The organism is Sphingobacterium faecium, from assembly GCF_003054045.1.
Lineage (GTDB): Bacteria > Bacteroidota > Bacteroidia > Sphingobacteriales > Sphingobacteriaceae > Sphingobacterium > Sphingobacterium faecium.
Window position 1 is genome coordinate 156,647 of record NZ_QBKH01000004.1, and the last position, 15,602, is coordinate 172,248.

The 15,602-nt window shown below is 33.6% G+C and carries 10 protein-coding genes; 1 reads left to right on the forward strand and 9 read right to left on the reverse strand.

The features are described from left to right. The first annotated feature begins 180 nt into the window (after positions 1–180). Positions 181–5,013, forward strand: coding sequence for a DNA repair ATPase (locus C8N37_RS12370; RefSeq protein ID WP_108159176.1), 4,833 nt, complete (start codon positions 181–183; stop codon positions 5,011–5,013). Positions 5,014–5,107: 94 nt separating this feature from the next. Here the strand turns inward: C8N37_RS12370 and C8N37_RS12375 are convergent, their stop codons facing one another. The 9 genes from C8N37_RS12375 to C8N37_RS12415 form a co-directional block, all read right to left on the reverse strand. Further along, positions 5,108–5,515 carry a hypothetical protein gene (locus C8N37_RS12375; protein WP_108159177.1) on the reverse strand — a complete coding sequence of 136 codons (408 nt, stop codon included), beginning with the start codon at positions 5,513–5,515 and terminating at the stop codon, positions 5,108–5,110. Positions 5,516–5,808: 293 nt separating this feature from the next. Then, positions 5,809–7,290 (reverse strand): TPM domain-containing protein, encoded by a 1,482-nt coding sequence (locus C8N37_RS22815; protein ID WP_170114522.1) that lies wholly within the window; start codon positions 7,288–7,290, stop codon positions 5,809–5,811. 87 nt (positions 7,291–7,377) lie between these two features. Next, a complete protein-coding gene (locus tag C8N37_RS12385; RefSeq protein ID WP_211322250.1) occupies positions 7,378–9,084 on the reverse strand; it encodes a bifunctional alpha/beta hydrolase/class I SAM-dependent methyltransferase in 1,707 nt (568 codons plus the stop codon). A gap of 4 nt (positions 9,085–9,088) precedes the next feature. Then, positions 9,089–10,396: a dual specificity protein phosphatase family protein gene (locus C8N37_RS12390; RefSeq protein ID WP_108159179.1), complete on the reverse strand. Its 1,308-nt coding sequence runs from the start codon at positions 10,394–10,396 to the stop codon at positions 9,089–9,091. Next, on the reverse strand, positions 10,378–11,127 hold the full coding sequence (locus C8N37_RS12395; protein WP_108159180.1) for an SDR family NAD(P)-dependent oxidoreductase: 750 nt from the start codon (positions 11,125–11,127) through the stop codon (positions 10,378–10,380). Before C8N37_RS12395 ends, C8N37_RS12390 begins: the two co-directional genes overlap by 19 nt. Further along, positions 11,124–12,161 (reverse strand): patatin-like phospholipase family protein, encoded by a 1,038-nt coding sequence (locus tag C8N37_RS12400; RefSeq protein ID WP_211322251.1) that lies wholly within the window; start codon positions 12,159–12,161, stop codon positions 11,124–11,126. Before C8N37_RS12400 ends, C8N37_RS12395 begins: the two co-directional genes overlap by 4 nt. Continuing rightward, positions 12,161–12,997, reverse strand: coding sequence for a phosphatidate cytidylyltransferase (locus C8N37_RS12405; RefSeq protein ID WP_108159182.1), 837 nt, complete (start codon positions 12,995–12,997; stop codon positions 12,161–12,163). The genes C8N37_RS12400 and C8N37_RS12405 overlap by 1 nt, the downstream gene beginning before the upstream one ends. Positions 12,998–12,999: 2 nt before the next feature. Then, on the reverse strand, positions 13,000–13,596 hold the full coding sequence (locus C8N37_RS12410) for a CDP-alcohol phosphatidyltransferase family protein (protein WP_108159183.1): 597 nt from the start codon (positions 13,594–13,596) through the stop codon (positions 13,000–13,002). Positions 13,597–13,808: 212 nt separating this feature from the next. Further along, positions 13,809–15,440: an ABC-F family ATP-binding cassette domain-containing protein gene (locus C8N37_RS12415; protein WP_108159184.1), complete on the reverse strand. Its 1,632-nt coding sequence runs from the start codon at positions 15,438–15,440 to the stop codon at positions 13,809–13,811. Positions 15,441–15,602 lie beyond the last annotated feature (162 nt).

The following is a 15,602-nucleotide window of genomic DNA, read 5'->3' on the forward strand; positions in this document are numbered from 1 at the left end:
TATCATGAAATTTGTCTATCACACAGTATTTTTCAAAGATAAATTGGATTTTTAGTGTTATAAATGTACAGTTGACTTCTATATACAACATTCGTAAAGTCAATATAGTAACCTGATATCAAAATAAGTAGAAAACAGAACTCAAAAAAGATTAAAATAGTCCACGATTATTTTCGAATTATGCAAGAAACACAAGCGAACAACGATACTTTAGACTCTGGATCTTACGAAATTATTAGAAAACGTCTTTTAAATCAAAAAGAAACACTTTCTAATAAATTACAATTATTAAATACTTCCAGAAAAGAGGTATTTAATTCGACCAACTTTATATTAAAGGCCAATCAACGTATTTCAACAGATAATAACTGTGTATCAAGAGGTATTTTGGCTATTGGTAATATTTGCATATTCGGATATAATGTACATTTTGGATTACGAACCGAAATACAGCTACAGGATGTATTTAGTATCTATTTATTTGAAGATAACCAATTTATTCCACAAGATCTTGATTTCATAAACGATGTAAATTTTGTAAATGATTACCAAAATCTATACAAATATTATAGAGATTCGATTTTTTCCAAATTCAGAAAAACGGAGAACTACTTGTATATGATCTTTCAGACCACCAAGAATGAACAGGATCTAAAAGCGTTTAAATGGTTGATTAAAGATGGGAAATTAATCTACTTAGATGATCGAAGTATACATGAAGTCAAAAAGGCAAATCAACATGAATTTGATTGGATAAAAACTACACTTGAAGATCGAAGATTGGGTCGTTTTCCACATATTTCAATATTAGACAAGGTATTTATTGAAGCGATTCATGGTGATATCACATTTAAAATTGAAAACAATACCGAATCTGGTAAAGGTATTTACTCTGAAAAGGTAAGTAATCTGGATCAACAGCTAGATGATGCAGAATACCATTACGCTGATTTAGGCAATATGATTGCTCTAAGGATAAAACCCTTTCAAGAAGAATTTCGTGCTTACATTTTCAACTTAAGGACAAAAGAAGTCGTTAATCTAAAGACGCTGAATGAATCAGCTATTTTGCTTCCTGATAATCAAGGCATCATATTCTCTAATGGATATTATCTTCAAAATGGCACACATAAAACCTTCGAGAATAACCTCGAAAATGTTCAGTTTCTAAAAAAAGTAATTTCTCCTAATGGAGAAGACTATCTCTATGTTTTCACACATGAACAGTCGAATACATATATTTTGATGTCTTATAATATCATTCAGCAATCTGTAGAAACCCCAATCGTTTGCAATGGATTTACGATATTTAAAGATGGAAGCTTAATCTATTTTCGTACTGAAAACGAAGCGACGAGACATCATCAAGTGCAGATATGGGAGACTCCTTACATGGCTGTTCTTAAAGAAAATGAATCTCGCAGAGATGATCCTTTGTACAAAATCGGAAATAAAGATATTGTTCAAGCGATGTCTGAGGTTCAAGAAGTCATTCAACTGATCAACAAAGAAGATTCCTATGAGGGGCTCTATGAAGATATTCTTAAAAAATCAAATTCCATTATAGATTCTTACTTCTGGATTAATGATAAGGCACTTCAAAATCTTGGCGAACCCTTAAAACAGATAAAAGAAGTCGCGAACACCGCGATCGACGAGTTCGTTAAAGTACAGATTCAGCGTAAACACGCCGAAGAAATTTTAGCGGTTACGGAGAAAAAAATAGAAGATCTTGTTTTTAAAGTCAATAGTTCGATTTATGAACAGCTAGATCAACTGGTGCACAATTTATCACATACACGTAAATTACAAGGCGAGGTGATTGACTTACGCCATGTAAAATACATAGATAATAGTCGGGTAAATGAATTAGAAGATCAACTTCAACATATAGCATCTCATCTTTCTGAGAAAACAATACAGTTTTTATTACAGGAGGCTGCACTTACATCATATGAGCAAAAAGTTATTATCCAAAAGCAAGAAGTCGAAAAAGTAACAAAAGCTATTGATGCCAAAGCTATTGAAGATGGATGTAAAGCGATCTCCAGTGATCTGGAATTATTGATTGATATACTTCATAGCTTAAAGATTGAAGACACAACACAGACAACAAGGATCATTGAAAAAATATCCGTTATTTTCGCGTCTTTAAATGAGGTCCGAGCTCAATTAACACGGAAATTAAATACACTAAAAAGTTCTGAAGCGATTGCAGAATTTTCGGCTCAACTCACTTTGTTAGAACAATCAATTGTTAACTATCTGGAATTATCCACTTCAGCAGAAAAAGTTGATGAATATTATACTAAGATTGTTGTCAACTTAGAGGAACTTGAAAGTAAGTTTTCTGAATTTGAGGAGTTTGCTTTAAAAATTGCTGATAAGCGTGACGAAATTATTAAAGCCTTCAATGGCAAGCGGGAATCTATTATTGAGCAAGTCAATAAACGATCATCTTCTCTGGAACAGATAGCACTACGGGTCCTTAAAAACATTGAGAATAAGGCAAAATCACTATCCACTAGAGAAGATATTCTAAGTTTTTACTCGACAGATCTCATGGTTGACAAAATTCGTCAAATTATTGCAGAGCTGAAGACAATACAAGATGTATCTAAAGCTGAAAGTCTTGAGAATTTACTAAAAAAATCACAAGAAGATGCACTGCGTATTTTAAGAGATAAGTCCGAACTATTTGTTGAAGGTGAAAATATAATTAAACTCGGCAAAAACAACTTTACAGTCAATAATCAGCGTTTAGGTTTAACTTTAATCCGTCGTCAAGATGAGCTATATTATCATTTGACAGGAACCAGTTTTTATCAAAAAGTGACCGCCCAAGAGATCAATACTTTTCGGGATATATGGGAACAAGAAATAATTTCAGAAAATAAACTGGTATATCGTGCCGAATATTTAGCATATAAGACCTTCATAGCATCACAATCAGAAGAGAATTTTAATGCTGAAAAATTTATCAATCAAACCGTAGAACAAAATTATGCAGAATCATATATCAAAGGTGTTCATAATTTTGATGCACTTCAGATTTATGAGCAGCTTCATATTCTAGGGAAAAAATTAGATTTATTACAGTTTGACCCTGATACTAGAACATATGCCCATTTTTTTTGGCATCAATTGGATCCATCCGTTCGTTCTAAATTATTAGCTCTTATCCAATCATCTAATCAAATCCTTAAGAATTTTCCAAATTCAAATCGTTATCAAAGTATAATAAAGGAAATTCTAGATGAAGTCAATCACTGGGAGACAAATTTGGATTTATCACAGATAAACGAAGCCAACATGGCCCATTATCTTTTTAAAACATTTAGCAAATTCAACAAATTATCATTGTCCGAATCTGCAGATCATTTAAAACAAGAGTTTACCCGTTATCTACATGATAAAAAGATTTTAAAAGATTTTGAGGCAGATCTGAACAATGAAGGTTTCAATCTGACAGATCGCTTTTATTTAACTCAAAACTGGTTATATGCTTTTATTGAGAGCACTGATCATGTAATGACATTTGAAAAATACATTAATGAAACAGCAGCGCTCATTTTATTTAATGAGGACGATTATGAACTCATTATAGCCAAGGATCAACTTTCGGTGGCACATTTGAAAGGTAGTCATCCCGTAATTTTAAATGAAAGTTATCAAATAGATTTTCATTCTTTCATTCAAAAATTGACAAAATTTCAACACATCGATGTACCTCGTTTCGAGTCCTTTAATACATTAAAAGAAAAATTAAGCACGGCCTATAAAAAAGAATTAAAGATAAACGAATTCGAGCCAAAAGTACTGAGTTCCTTTGTCCGCAATAAATTGATCAATGATGTTTATTTTCCTCTAATCGGAACAAATTTCGCTAAGCAATTAGGTGTAGCTGGAGAAAATAAACGTACAGCAAAAATGGGCATGCTCCTGCTCATTTCTCCTCCAGGATATGGTAAAACAACATTGATGGAATATCTCGCAAAAACGATGGGTTTACATTTTGTGAAAATCAATGGTCCTACCATCGGTCACTCCATTACCTCCATCGATCCAGCCGAAGCTAAAACTTCTGGTGAACGAGAAGAGCTTAAAAAAATTAATTTAGCATTTGAAATGGCGGACAATGTGATGCTGTATTTAGATGACATTCAACATCTCAACCCTGAATTTCTTCAAAAATTTATTTCTCTTGCTGATGGACAAAGAAAGATTGATGGTATTTTTGAAGGAGAAAGTAAGACTTACGATCTTCGTGGAAATCGATTTTGTATCGTAATGGCTGGAAATCCTTATACGGAAAGTGGTTCTAAATTTAGAATCCCTGATATGTTAGCGAATCGTGCCGATGTATACAATTTAGGAGATGTTATTGGAGATACAGATTATTTATTCAATTTAAGTTTAATTGAAAATGCTGCAATTGAAAATCCTGCAATTGATAAAATTGCAAGTAAGAGTTTTAATGATTTTTATGCGCTCATCCGATATATAGAAAATAAAGAAGAACAATTACCAGAGTTAGAAGGAAACTACCTAAAACAAGACGTTGATGATTTCATTGCAGTTTTGCAGCATCTTTTTAAAATTCGGAATATCGTCATAAGAGTAAATCAAAACTATATCAACAGTGCTGCTATGCAAGATAATTATCGAACAGAGCCTCCATTTAAATTACAGGGCTCTTATCGTAATATGAGTAAATTAGTAGCTCAGGTCATACCGATGATGAATGACCGAGAAATTAATCAACTGGTTTTGACTCATTATGAAAGTGAATCACAAACACTTACCACAGATACAGAATCCAATTTATTAAAACTGAAAGAATTAGCACATCTCTTAACAGAAGAGGAAAAAGAACGCTGGGAAACAATTAAAAAGGTTTTTCAAAAAAATAATAAGCATGGTGATCTTGGGAAGGATGATAAGATGTTTGCTCAATTATTGGAATTTAATGAGAACCTACAAGGTATCATCCAAGCTATTAGTAAGAAATAACGATAGATCTTATGATTTAAGATTATGCTACTTTCTTAAAATTAAAGGGGCATTCATCTATTTTGAATGCCCCTTTAATTTATAGCTTTATGATCTATTTGCTAGCTGCGCCAGTTATCTCAGTCGCCAATTTTTGAGTATACTCAGCCCATAATTTAGCATCATCAGCTGTAAACTTACTCGCAGCGGTCGCTGTTTTAGTAGCCCACTCTTGTTGCTTGGTGGCTAGTTCTTGAAGCTTAGTCGCATTCCCTCCTTTAGCGGCAGCAACATACTCATTCACAAATTTTGTATAATCATCAGCCAATTGTTGTACTTCGGGAGAACTAAATTTCGGTACTGTAGTTGTCGAAGTCGTTTCTGTCGTAGTTGTTGTTGCAACACCATTATCAGTATTTACTTGAGTAGTTGTATCTTTTACCTCTACTTTTTTGCTGTCTGTATTATTACAAGACGCAAACATAATTACTGCGGCTGCAGCAGATAAAACTAATTTCTTCATAAAATTTAAGTTTAAAATAAATAAAATTATGTTAATTTAAAATAAATTTAAGATAATAAAGTTTAGAATTAAAGAGATTATATAGACCCTGATAGAAAAAACAAGCATCTCTTCTTTTAAAGTAGAATAAAGGGTTTTTAATACCTTGAAATTTGTTCATAATTTAGAATTATTGTAACATTCGCTAAGTTTTAGAATGTAATTTTCGAGAATATCATATTACTAACCAAACAGTTAGCTTATCTAAACAGCTATTTAAATATCGTATAGCAAATAGAATATTAGGTAGATTGTTACCACCTTCCTCCTGCTCCACCACCACCTGAAGATCCTCCACCAAAACTTCCTCCACCGGATCCACCAGAACGCCCCGATCCACTTCCAGAACTACTAGAAGAAGACCTGACTAGACGAGGCGTATTATGAGTTCCATGAGATATCTCATAGCCACAGTATTTACACAAATCGTACTTCTCTTCCAATCCACCAGAACTATAAGTAGCCTTCGTAATTGTCTTTCGCAAATCTTTTTCAAATGTTTTATAATGGCATTGTGGACATAGTATAATAGTTTTATCCTCATCCCAGGGAATCAATTTAGTCTCGTTTGTTTTACTATTAACCCAGACTTCATAGTCACGGCTATTAATTTTTTCTTCCATTAATTGTCCTGCATCCAGAAAATTTCTCATTTTTGAATCTGCTTGATCTCGATTTATTCTTAACCAGTTTCCGGAATTATCAGGAGCGACTAAACGTCCTGGATGAAGACTTAATCGCTTATTGGATCTTCCAAAATCTATCCATGCCAAAGGACTTATTAATAACGGTAGGAAATTCCATTTCAAAAATTTACGAATAGCTTGCTGAATGTTTTCCTCATCCTTATAAGAATTTGTGACAGCTGTAATACCAGCATTATATTTCATACCTAAAGTAATCACTCCGAAAATGAGAATGAAGTAGGGCAAATTTTTAACTTGATAAACTTGGTCAAAATTTTCAAAAACAAATGCAAAAATAAAGGAAGTAAAAAACATCAGTATTCCCATACAACCACAACCACTGATTAATGGAGGAAAGTAACTGCTTTTTTTTGTTATTTTCCCTTTCGTGATTTTGGTGACCACTGAAATCCAAACATAAAGAAATATGAATACGGCAAGTACTAACAACGAATTTCTTAAATATGGATTTTTAAAATTCCAAAAAGGTATTGCTTCGGGCATTAACCGATCTAATTCAGCTCTTGCATCTGGAGCATTTAAGATTTTTTGGATAAATTTTGATGACTCTAAAACTCCACGATCATAATCATCATTTCGAAAATTAGGAACTAAATATTTTTCACCTATCCGTTTAAGGTAAGCATCTGGCAATATACTTTCCATACCATAACCCGATATAAATCGGTACTCATGTCTATTTTTGGCAATAAAAAGAAGTAAACCATTATTACTCTCTTTTTTTCCGATTCCCCAAGTATTGAATAACTTTAATGCAAAATCAAAATCGCTATCTCCAACGTAATCATCAACGATAACAATCGCAAATTCACACGCTGTAATCGAGTCGATCCGCCAAGATATAGCGTCAAGTTCATCCATAACACTTGAAGAAATAATATGATCTGGATTTGATACAAAATAAGCCTGCCCCTTGATTTTAGGATTAGGAAGATCCTCGACTGTATATTGAGCAAATGAAAGCGAAAACCCGTGTATTAAAATAGAGGTAATTAGGGTATAAATAAATATTTTTATTTTCCTTGACATAACTTTTCATTAATCTTTCATTCCTCATCTAAAATAATCTAGACGATCATTTTTAATAATGCCGTAATAACAGTTCTTAAATTAAATTCAACCTTTAACCTTTCCCGATGAGACTGTAAAAATACCATAGTCATCAATGAGCATATCCTCTTTCTTAATATGATTAAACGCCATTATACGATCTAGTTCTTTTTGAGAGCGTCTACGCATTACCCAATCCTTTTTTTGATGACTATTCAGAACAAATGCTATCATTTTCAATTGTGGATGCCAAGGTTGTCCAGTATATACAATATGACTATTTTCCTCTGAGATAGAAACAATGCCTTGCACAGCTTTATTCGTAAGTTGATTATCTCCGAATAATTCGAAGATTCCAGAAATGATCGTAATATTGGGTTCAAAATTAATGAGCTGATAAGTCTTAGGATCAAAACAGTCAAAATTTGTAAAACGAATATGGCTATAACCTTTTTGATCAATAATTTTTTCGCCCAAACTGATATTTGATTCCACAAATTCATTGATCACAATTTCTACATCCGGGTACCTCTCCTTGATATCAAAAAGATAATTTCCTGTCCCACCTGCAATATCTAAAATCTTTACCTTTCTTCCAGAAGATTGAATATCTTGAATATTCTTTTCTAATAATGTCAATAGATGTTGTTTTCGAATTCGGATCCCTCTCCAACCAATCGCTTCTAAATACCCTTTATCAATCACTTTACCGATTCCAAATTTGCCATTTGCTTGATTATGATACACATAGTCTAGCGATATACCAGAATCAAATCCGTATTTTAAACCAAGAGCCATCCCTTCACTTAAAGTACCAATTTTTCCCAAAGACCATTTTTGAAACGCAAAGTTCAACTTTTCCATAGTTGGCATTACTTTGTAATATAAGTTCTCATACTCTTTTACCGAGAACAAGTCCGGAGCTAAGCTGAGCTCATTCGGTTCCAATTCAAATGATTTGACTACAAAAGTTTTAATATATTGATACACTTCATGCCTCCCACTCTCGAACAATATGCCATGAAAAAAATTAGTTAAAGTTCTAAATTCCTTAACTTGCGACTCCAAATTGACATAAAATTTCTTTTGCACACTATTTTTTACCACATAATCTTTTTCAGCAGATAGGATCAAAGTTGGAATATTAATCGCTGCGGCATCCTCCACCAATCTTTTACCTGCACTTTGTAAATCCACTAATAACCTACCATTAATCGACTTTGAAATCAGCGGATCTTGATCATACGCCTCCTGTTGTGCTTTATCGTGAGTTAAAACTTTAGACTTGACATAACTTTGAATCACTAAATCTTTTTTTAGTTTGGTTGTAAAACCAATAAACTCATTAGCAAAAGGAACATATAATTTAATCTCAAATGCAGGAGCTAACAAGGCCATACCTGCAATTGCAGGAGCAAAATCATGAACCCATGACGTCACAATAACTCCAGCTATGCTATTGGCAATTACGAAAATATCTTGTTCATCTATCTGGTATTGATGATGCAGATATTTAGAAAACATATCCAAATCCCGTACATTATCCATGAAAATTGGTGATACCGGTTCTTTGGTATAACCATGTCCACGAAGATCATAAGCGAAAATATTATATCCCTCAAACTGAGCATCCGTGGCAATCTCATGTAACCGTTCAGAATGTTCGTGACCACGGTGTATAATGATCAATGTTTTTTGATTGGGTTGAAAATTCCATTCTCGATAAAAAATGTCACTTCCGTCAAAACTTTTAAAATATCCTGTGTTCATCATCTTTTCATTTTAATAAGTCAATTGAAGCGGCATGTAGAATACTATTTTTATTCTTTTCTTGCATCAAAGCAATTGATTGGTTTATGTTTAAATATAATATTTTTTTTAACAATAATACACCTACTAATGTACTTCTGGAATACCCCATGGTACAGTGTATGATCACTCTTGTTTCTGGACATCGTTGCTCATACACGACCGCTATCTTGCTAACCAGATTTTCCAGATCAACAATTGAAGCTACTCCAATATCCAATATAGGGAATGAATAATACAAACACTGTTCCCTAATGATCCTATTTTCCTCCAACTCTGCTGACAAGTCATATACATAATCCTTTTTAGATATCTGACAAGCTACAATCTCTTTATTGGTTAATCGAGCTGTAATAAACATGTGTGGCAATATTTCTAAGAGTACCTTTTCTTGTTTTTTCCTAAAAAAATGCCATATTAAATAATATGAAAACTGATAAGGAAAATAAAATATCTTTTTCAAGATTGAAATATGTCCATGTTTATCTTTTAAAAAATGGTGACGGTTATATTGATATTGTAACCCAACCATAAAGACCATTATACTGACCCATACTGCTACACAACAATAGATAAGATTTAATTCATAGCATAATGAAGCCAATAAACATACTATAAAACTGAATAGATAATAAAAACAAGCAATATATTGATTCCTGCACGCAGCTAATTTTTTATTGGGAAAGGTTAATATCAAAACAATCTGTACAAGTATTAATGACGTTATTACATCTATGAAGTGATGTTGATAAACAGTCATTGTCGATATTCCTAAAAGAATTAACCAGAATCCAAAAATGAATTTCATAACTCCAAATAAACGTTCTTTTAATACAGACCAAAACAAACAAGCATAACCAATATGTAATGATGGCGCCTGATTGAAGGGAGAATCCCAAGTCTTTAAAAAATCAAAAAAATAATATAACGGAAAAGTATTGACAATTGGTTTTGAATAAGAAAACTGAAGCGGAATAAGGATAAAGAAAATACCAGATGCAACCGTTAATAGCACAACACGTTTTAGATACACCATCAATTGAGATCTAGTGCGGCATAGAAAACAAAGTGACAAAAAAAACAATCCGCTGGACATATATGGAATAATCATCCAAGGAATAAAAGGAATATATCTTTCAAAACTAAATACAAAAGAAGGTACAACTTCCAAATTAGAAGCATAATAAGCACTAGCGTTGTAAATTAATGAAAATATAAACCAGCAGGCCAATGCTGCTTTAATTTTAAGTTGTATCGTCAATCGTTTTTCATCCATTTTGCTTTTTTATACATCATAATATCCAAAAACCGAGCAGGAAAATAAGACAGAAACTTCATCAAGACTTTCATCTTCCAGGGGAAAACATAAAGTTCCTTTTTTTTAACGATAGCGTCAGCAATATAGATGGCAGCTTCTTCTTGTGAAACTAAATAAGGTTTCTTTGATAAATTCTGTTGATTAAGATCGCGCAATTTTTGGGTATCCACATACCCAGGAGCAATAGTCGTGACTGTGATCCCAAATGGTTCTAATGCCTTACGATATGCATCAGCAATTTGAATCACCGCTCTTTTGGATTTACTATATAGACTTGCTTTTGGGTAATGTAGCGTCCCAGAAACGGATGCAATCGTGACTATATGGCCTTGATTGTGTTTACGCATAACTTTTCTTGCTATCTCAAAACAATTAATAGTACCTAAAATATTGATTTGTAACATATCAATGCTTTCATTATATCGGATCTTTCGAGCGACATCATCAGCATAGCTACCTGTTGTATTAATAAAAAGATCCAAAGGCTCCTGTTGCACAAAGTCAAGAACATAAAGCTGCAGCATTTCCACATTTAACACATCAACCTCATATTTCGTTAAATTGCCGTTTTCAATAACAGTTTTTTGTAAGTCTCTTCCACAAATAGCAACAAGATAACCTTTAGCCAGATACAAATTAGCTAATGCCGCACCAATGCCAGATGTTCCGCCTGCAATAAAAACTTTCATCTTTTTAAACTTTCTAATGTCTTCTGATAACCATATTGCCATTGTCGTTCAATATCATCTTGATAATGCTCAATAGTATCTGGTCGTTTTACAACAATCTCTCCCTTGAACCAGTCTACATACTTAGCACAATAATGTCCTTTAAGGATTTGGGGAGCATCTCGAGTATCAATCCAATAATCCGCATGTTGCACTTCTACCTCACGTAATCGTTCATTTCCACTGAATCCTAACACGGCTCTTACTAATGCTTCCTCTACAGGTTTATACGACTGTTTTCGCTCTATAAAAGTATGATCTGCTAAGTATTGTGCTAATTCTATTGGAACCAAATCTATCGCTCCTCCAGCATAATAATTTTGTCCAATCTCTACTGGTGCTACGTAAAACATATCGGATATCGATATGCGCACAGCTTGATGAAGTGGCACTGAGCTTTCGATCAAAATTTCTTTTGAAACCGCGCTATGCAAATAGTTCTCAGATTCAATTTCAATTTGATCGGCAGCGATCTTTTTAGCAGTTTCTACGTCAGTAAACAAAACTTTTTGATAGAGCTTCCTATCTCCCCTTTTAAATAAAACCTCAAGAGGTGTAAACAACATCTTAGAACCTACAACAATGATTTTAGGGCTGTTGTTTTGTTGTTGTTTCAATGTAGGTAACAAGACTGTTAAATCTTGAGGCATTTCGACCAAGTATCGATCTAGTACGTCTTCTATATATGGAGCATGTTCTTTGTTTAAAGTCTTCAATAAAGAATAATATCCGATCTTAAAAATACTTTTATGGTTTGTCAATTTTATTTGAGCAACAAAATCATAAAATTCCTTTGACTTAAGGTATTCTTTTTGTTCATTAACTTGGGGAAAAGCCTGTATAACAGCCGCAGCAATAGCTCCCCCACAACTAGCAACAATAAGATCAGGAGACATGTTCATGTCTACTAATGCAGCATACATACCCGTATATAATGCAAAGCGAGTTCCTCCTCCAGAGAAGACAATTGCCCTTTCAAATTCCTTCTTAGCCATCATTTTAATAAAATATACTGTACAATAAGAAAGAAGGCTGGCGCATTAAAAGTTAAGCTATCCATCCGATCCAATAGTCCGCCATGTCCCGGAATTAAAGTGCCTGTATCTTTGACATGTGCTTTCCGCTTCATATAAGACATAAGCACATCTCCACCAAATCCCAATATCCCAAGTAATAATCCCATAAACGTAAAATTGAGTAAATCATAAAATGAAAATAATAGATAACCCAATAGATTGCTCAGTAGAGTTGTCAACATAACACCTCCAATTAGCCCTTCCCAGGTTTTATTGGGGCTGATTTGTGGGACAATAGGTTTATTGCCGAAGAATTTACCGGATAGGTATTGAAAAACATCGTTTAGCTCTGTGACAACAACAATAAAGATTATTAATCGAAGGCCAAAATGAGATATGATCGGATATTCAATAGATCGTATATATGCCAGGTAAGCAAAACAGATCAAAGTGATACAGAGTCCTATTCCAAAAGAAAGCAGAGCTTTAAAAGAAAATTTCCAGACGATGAATAAAATTATTAAGGCGATTAATATAGTAATAATAGCATAACGAAGATAAGCAGTATCGGAAATAAAATAAATGAAGTACGCCTGTAAACAAGTTAGCAAAACTAATAAAGGAAGAAAGGAGAAGTTTGGTTTGATCATCCTAAAAATTTCCTTCATCCCCTGAAAGGTAAGCAAGCTGACAAAGATTGTCATCGTTAGGGAATTAATAATACCTAAAGAAAAAAGAATAATAATATATACCCAACTTTTCACACGGATAGGGACATCCGAAAATTTTCCATTAACAGGATCTTGCTCTTTCATATTTAGATTAAAGATTTTCTCAGCCTTGTTAATGTACTGATGATTAACAATATATTAATCATCGCAAAAATATATAAAGAACTATTCTGTAAGGACACTTGGCAGAAGGCTAATATTCCATACAAACCCACTAATAAAGCACGGTCACTTTTACCCATTGGCCCGTCGTATCGACGTGCAGTACCCACGACCTTTCCCATCAGACCCGCCATCTCGTTGATAATACTCAATATGATGAAGATGATAATCAGATAGAGACTTTCTGGAAGAAATTTAATCAACGGAAAAAAAACAAAAACATCAGATACGACATCTCCAATTTCATTTAACAATTCTCCTTTTTTGCTAGTTTGATTGTATGTCCTCGCCATCATACCATCCAATGCATTTAAAGCCATACGAATCAGTAAACCTATAGGAAGAGCTAAAAAAAACCAGCTGCAATAATCAGCACTCCAAAATAATAAGCCAATCAGCAATGAAAGTACGATCGAAGCTATGGTTATTTGATTTGCAGTCACATTTCTTTTATAGAAGAAAGCCAATATAGGCTTTAATAGTTGCTGAAATTTGGGCTTTAGTTTATATACAGAAATCATGTGTTAGTATGTGTTATTATTAAAATAAATAAAAAAGGCTCTTTTCGCAATTATAGAATCAAATATACTCCACATTTCTTTTAATCACTCTAAAGTTTTGCGAAACTTTTATTGTTTAACTTAGGCTAGTTTGAGATCTTCATATCACCCATAATACAAAAAGGTAAGTATCGATGATACTTACCTTTCCTGACTCGATATTCGATTATAATTTACCGTTCGATATCTTTTAAGCTATTCATTTTTTTATATTCAAGAAATCCTTTTATATCTTCAAAATGTTCACGAACGCGTTTATTTCCAAATTCAAATACCTTTTTAGCTAGGCCATCCAGAAAATCACGATCATGCGATACTAAAATCAAAGTTCCATCAAAATCTTGGAGAGCATCTTTAATAATATCTTTCGTTTTCATATCCAAGTGGTTGGTAGGCTCATCCAGAATAAGAACATTTACCGGCTCTAGGAGTAATTTTATCATAGCTAATCGTGTTTTTTCACCACCAGATAAAACCTTTACCTTTTTTGTTGTATCATCTCCGCTAAACATAAAAGCACCTAATAGATCTTTTATTTTAACTCTAACGTCACCTACAGCAATCTGATCTATCGTATCAAATACGGTTAATTCGCCATCCAAAAGTGCAGCTTGATTTTGAGCAAAATAACCGATTTTAGCGTTATGTCCTATTTTCAAAGATCCTTCATAATCGATCTCCCCCATAATAGCTTTGATCATGGTTGATTTTCCTTCACCATTCTTACCTACAAAAGCGACTTTTTCACCACGTTCGATGACCATATCAGCTTTTTGAAAAACAACATGGTCGCCATATTTTTTGGTTAATTCCTCCACGATAACAGGATATTGTCCAGATCGTGGTGAAGGAGGAAATTTCAATCTTAATGCCGAAGTATCGACCTCATCAATCTCGATGACATCTAATTTTTCCAACATCTTGACACGAGATTGGACTTGAAGTGTTTTCGAATATGTACCTCTAAATCGATCTATAAACTCCTGATTGTCGGCAATGAAGCGCTGTTGCTCCTCATAGGCTTTCAGTTGATGCTGACGACGTTCCCTTCTCAGTTCAAGATAGTGGCTATATTTTGCTTTATAGTCATAGATACGCCCCATAGTAACCTCTATAGTGCGGTTAGTGATCGTATCAACAAAAGCTCTATCGTGTGAAATAACGATAACAGCCTTCGCTGAATTCAATAGAAAATCCTCTAACCATTGAATACTTTCAATATCCATATGGTTGGTCGGCTCATCCAATAATATTAAATCTGGTTTTTTCAATAAAATTTTTGCCAATTCAATACGCATGCGCCATCCACCCGAGAATTCTGACGTTTGACGCGTAAAGTCCGAACGTTCAAAACCTAAACCCTTTAGTACTTTTTCAACCTCTGCGTCATAGTTTACTTCCTCAATCGAATAGAATTTCTCACTTAACTCGGATACTCTTTCGATAAGTTTCATGTAATCATCAGTTTCATAATCTGTTCTTACATTTAACTGTTCATTCAACTGCTCTAGCTCATCACGCATATGATACGCCTCTTCGAAAGCTTTTGACGTTTCCTCAAAGACGGTCACATTATCTTGTGTTAATAAATGCTGGGGTAAGTAGGCAATAACTGCATCTTTAGGACCAGATACATTTCCTGTAGTAGGTTTACCTGCGCCAGCAATAATCTTCAATAATGTCGATTTACCTGCACCATTTTTTCCCATAAGAGCAATTTTATCATTCTCATTAATTGAAAATGATACATCACTAAAAAGAGTTGTTCCTCCAAAGGAAACTGAAATATTATTTACGTTAATCACTTTTATTCGCTTTTTTTTTGCGCAAAGATAAGCGAATCAATCTTATAAATAGAGTAAGTACCATTTTTATAATAAAAGAAGTCCCTATTGTTTGCCAAAATAATAACAAGCTCATACCTATTCATTTTCGTAAATGCTTATATCATGAATTGAGTTCTCCGA

Excerpts from the sequence above, each read along its gene's own strand:
- C8N37_RS12370 (WP_108159176.1), top strand. The coding sequence starts at position 181 with ATGCAAGAAACACAAGCGAACAACGATACTTTAGACTCTGGATCTTAC.
- C8N37_RS12375 (WP_108159177.1), bottom strand. The coding sequence starts at position 5,515 with ATGAAGAAATTAGTTTTATCTGCTGCAGCCGCAGTAATTATGTTTGCG.
- C8N37_RS22815 (WP_170114522.1), bottom strand. The coding sequence starts at position 7,290 with ATGTCAAGGAAAATAAAAATATTTATTTATACCCTAATTACCTCTATT.
- C8N37_RS12385 (WP_211322250.1), bottom strand. The coding sequence starts at position 9,084 with ATGATGAACACAGGATATTTTAAAAGTTTTGACGGAAGTGACATTTTT.
- C8N37_RS12390 (WP_108159179.1), bottom strand. The coding sequence starts at position 10,396 with ATGGATGAAAAACGATTGACGATACAACTTAAAATTAAAGCAGCATTG.
- C8N37_RS12395 (WP_108159180.1), bottom strand. The coding sequence starts at position 11,127 with ATGAAAGTTTTTATTGCAGGCGGAACATCTGGCATTGGTGCGGCATTA.
- C8N37_RS12400 (WP_211322251.1), bottom strand. The coding sequence starts at position 12,161 with ATGGCTAAGAAGGAATTTGAAAGGGCAATTGTCTTCTCTGGAGGAGGA.
- C8N37_RS12405 (WP_108159182.1), bottom strand. The coding sequence starts at position 12,997 with ATGAAAGAGCAAGATCCTGTTAATGGAAAATTTTCGGATGTCCCTATC.
- C8N37_RS12410 (WP_108159183.1), bottom strand. The coding sequence starts at position 13,596 with ATGATTTCTGTATATAAACTAAAGCCCAAATTTCAGCAACTATTAAAG.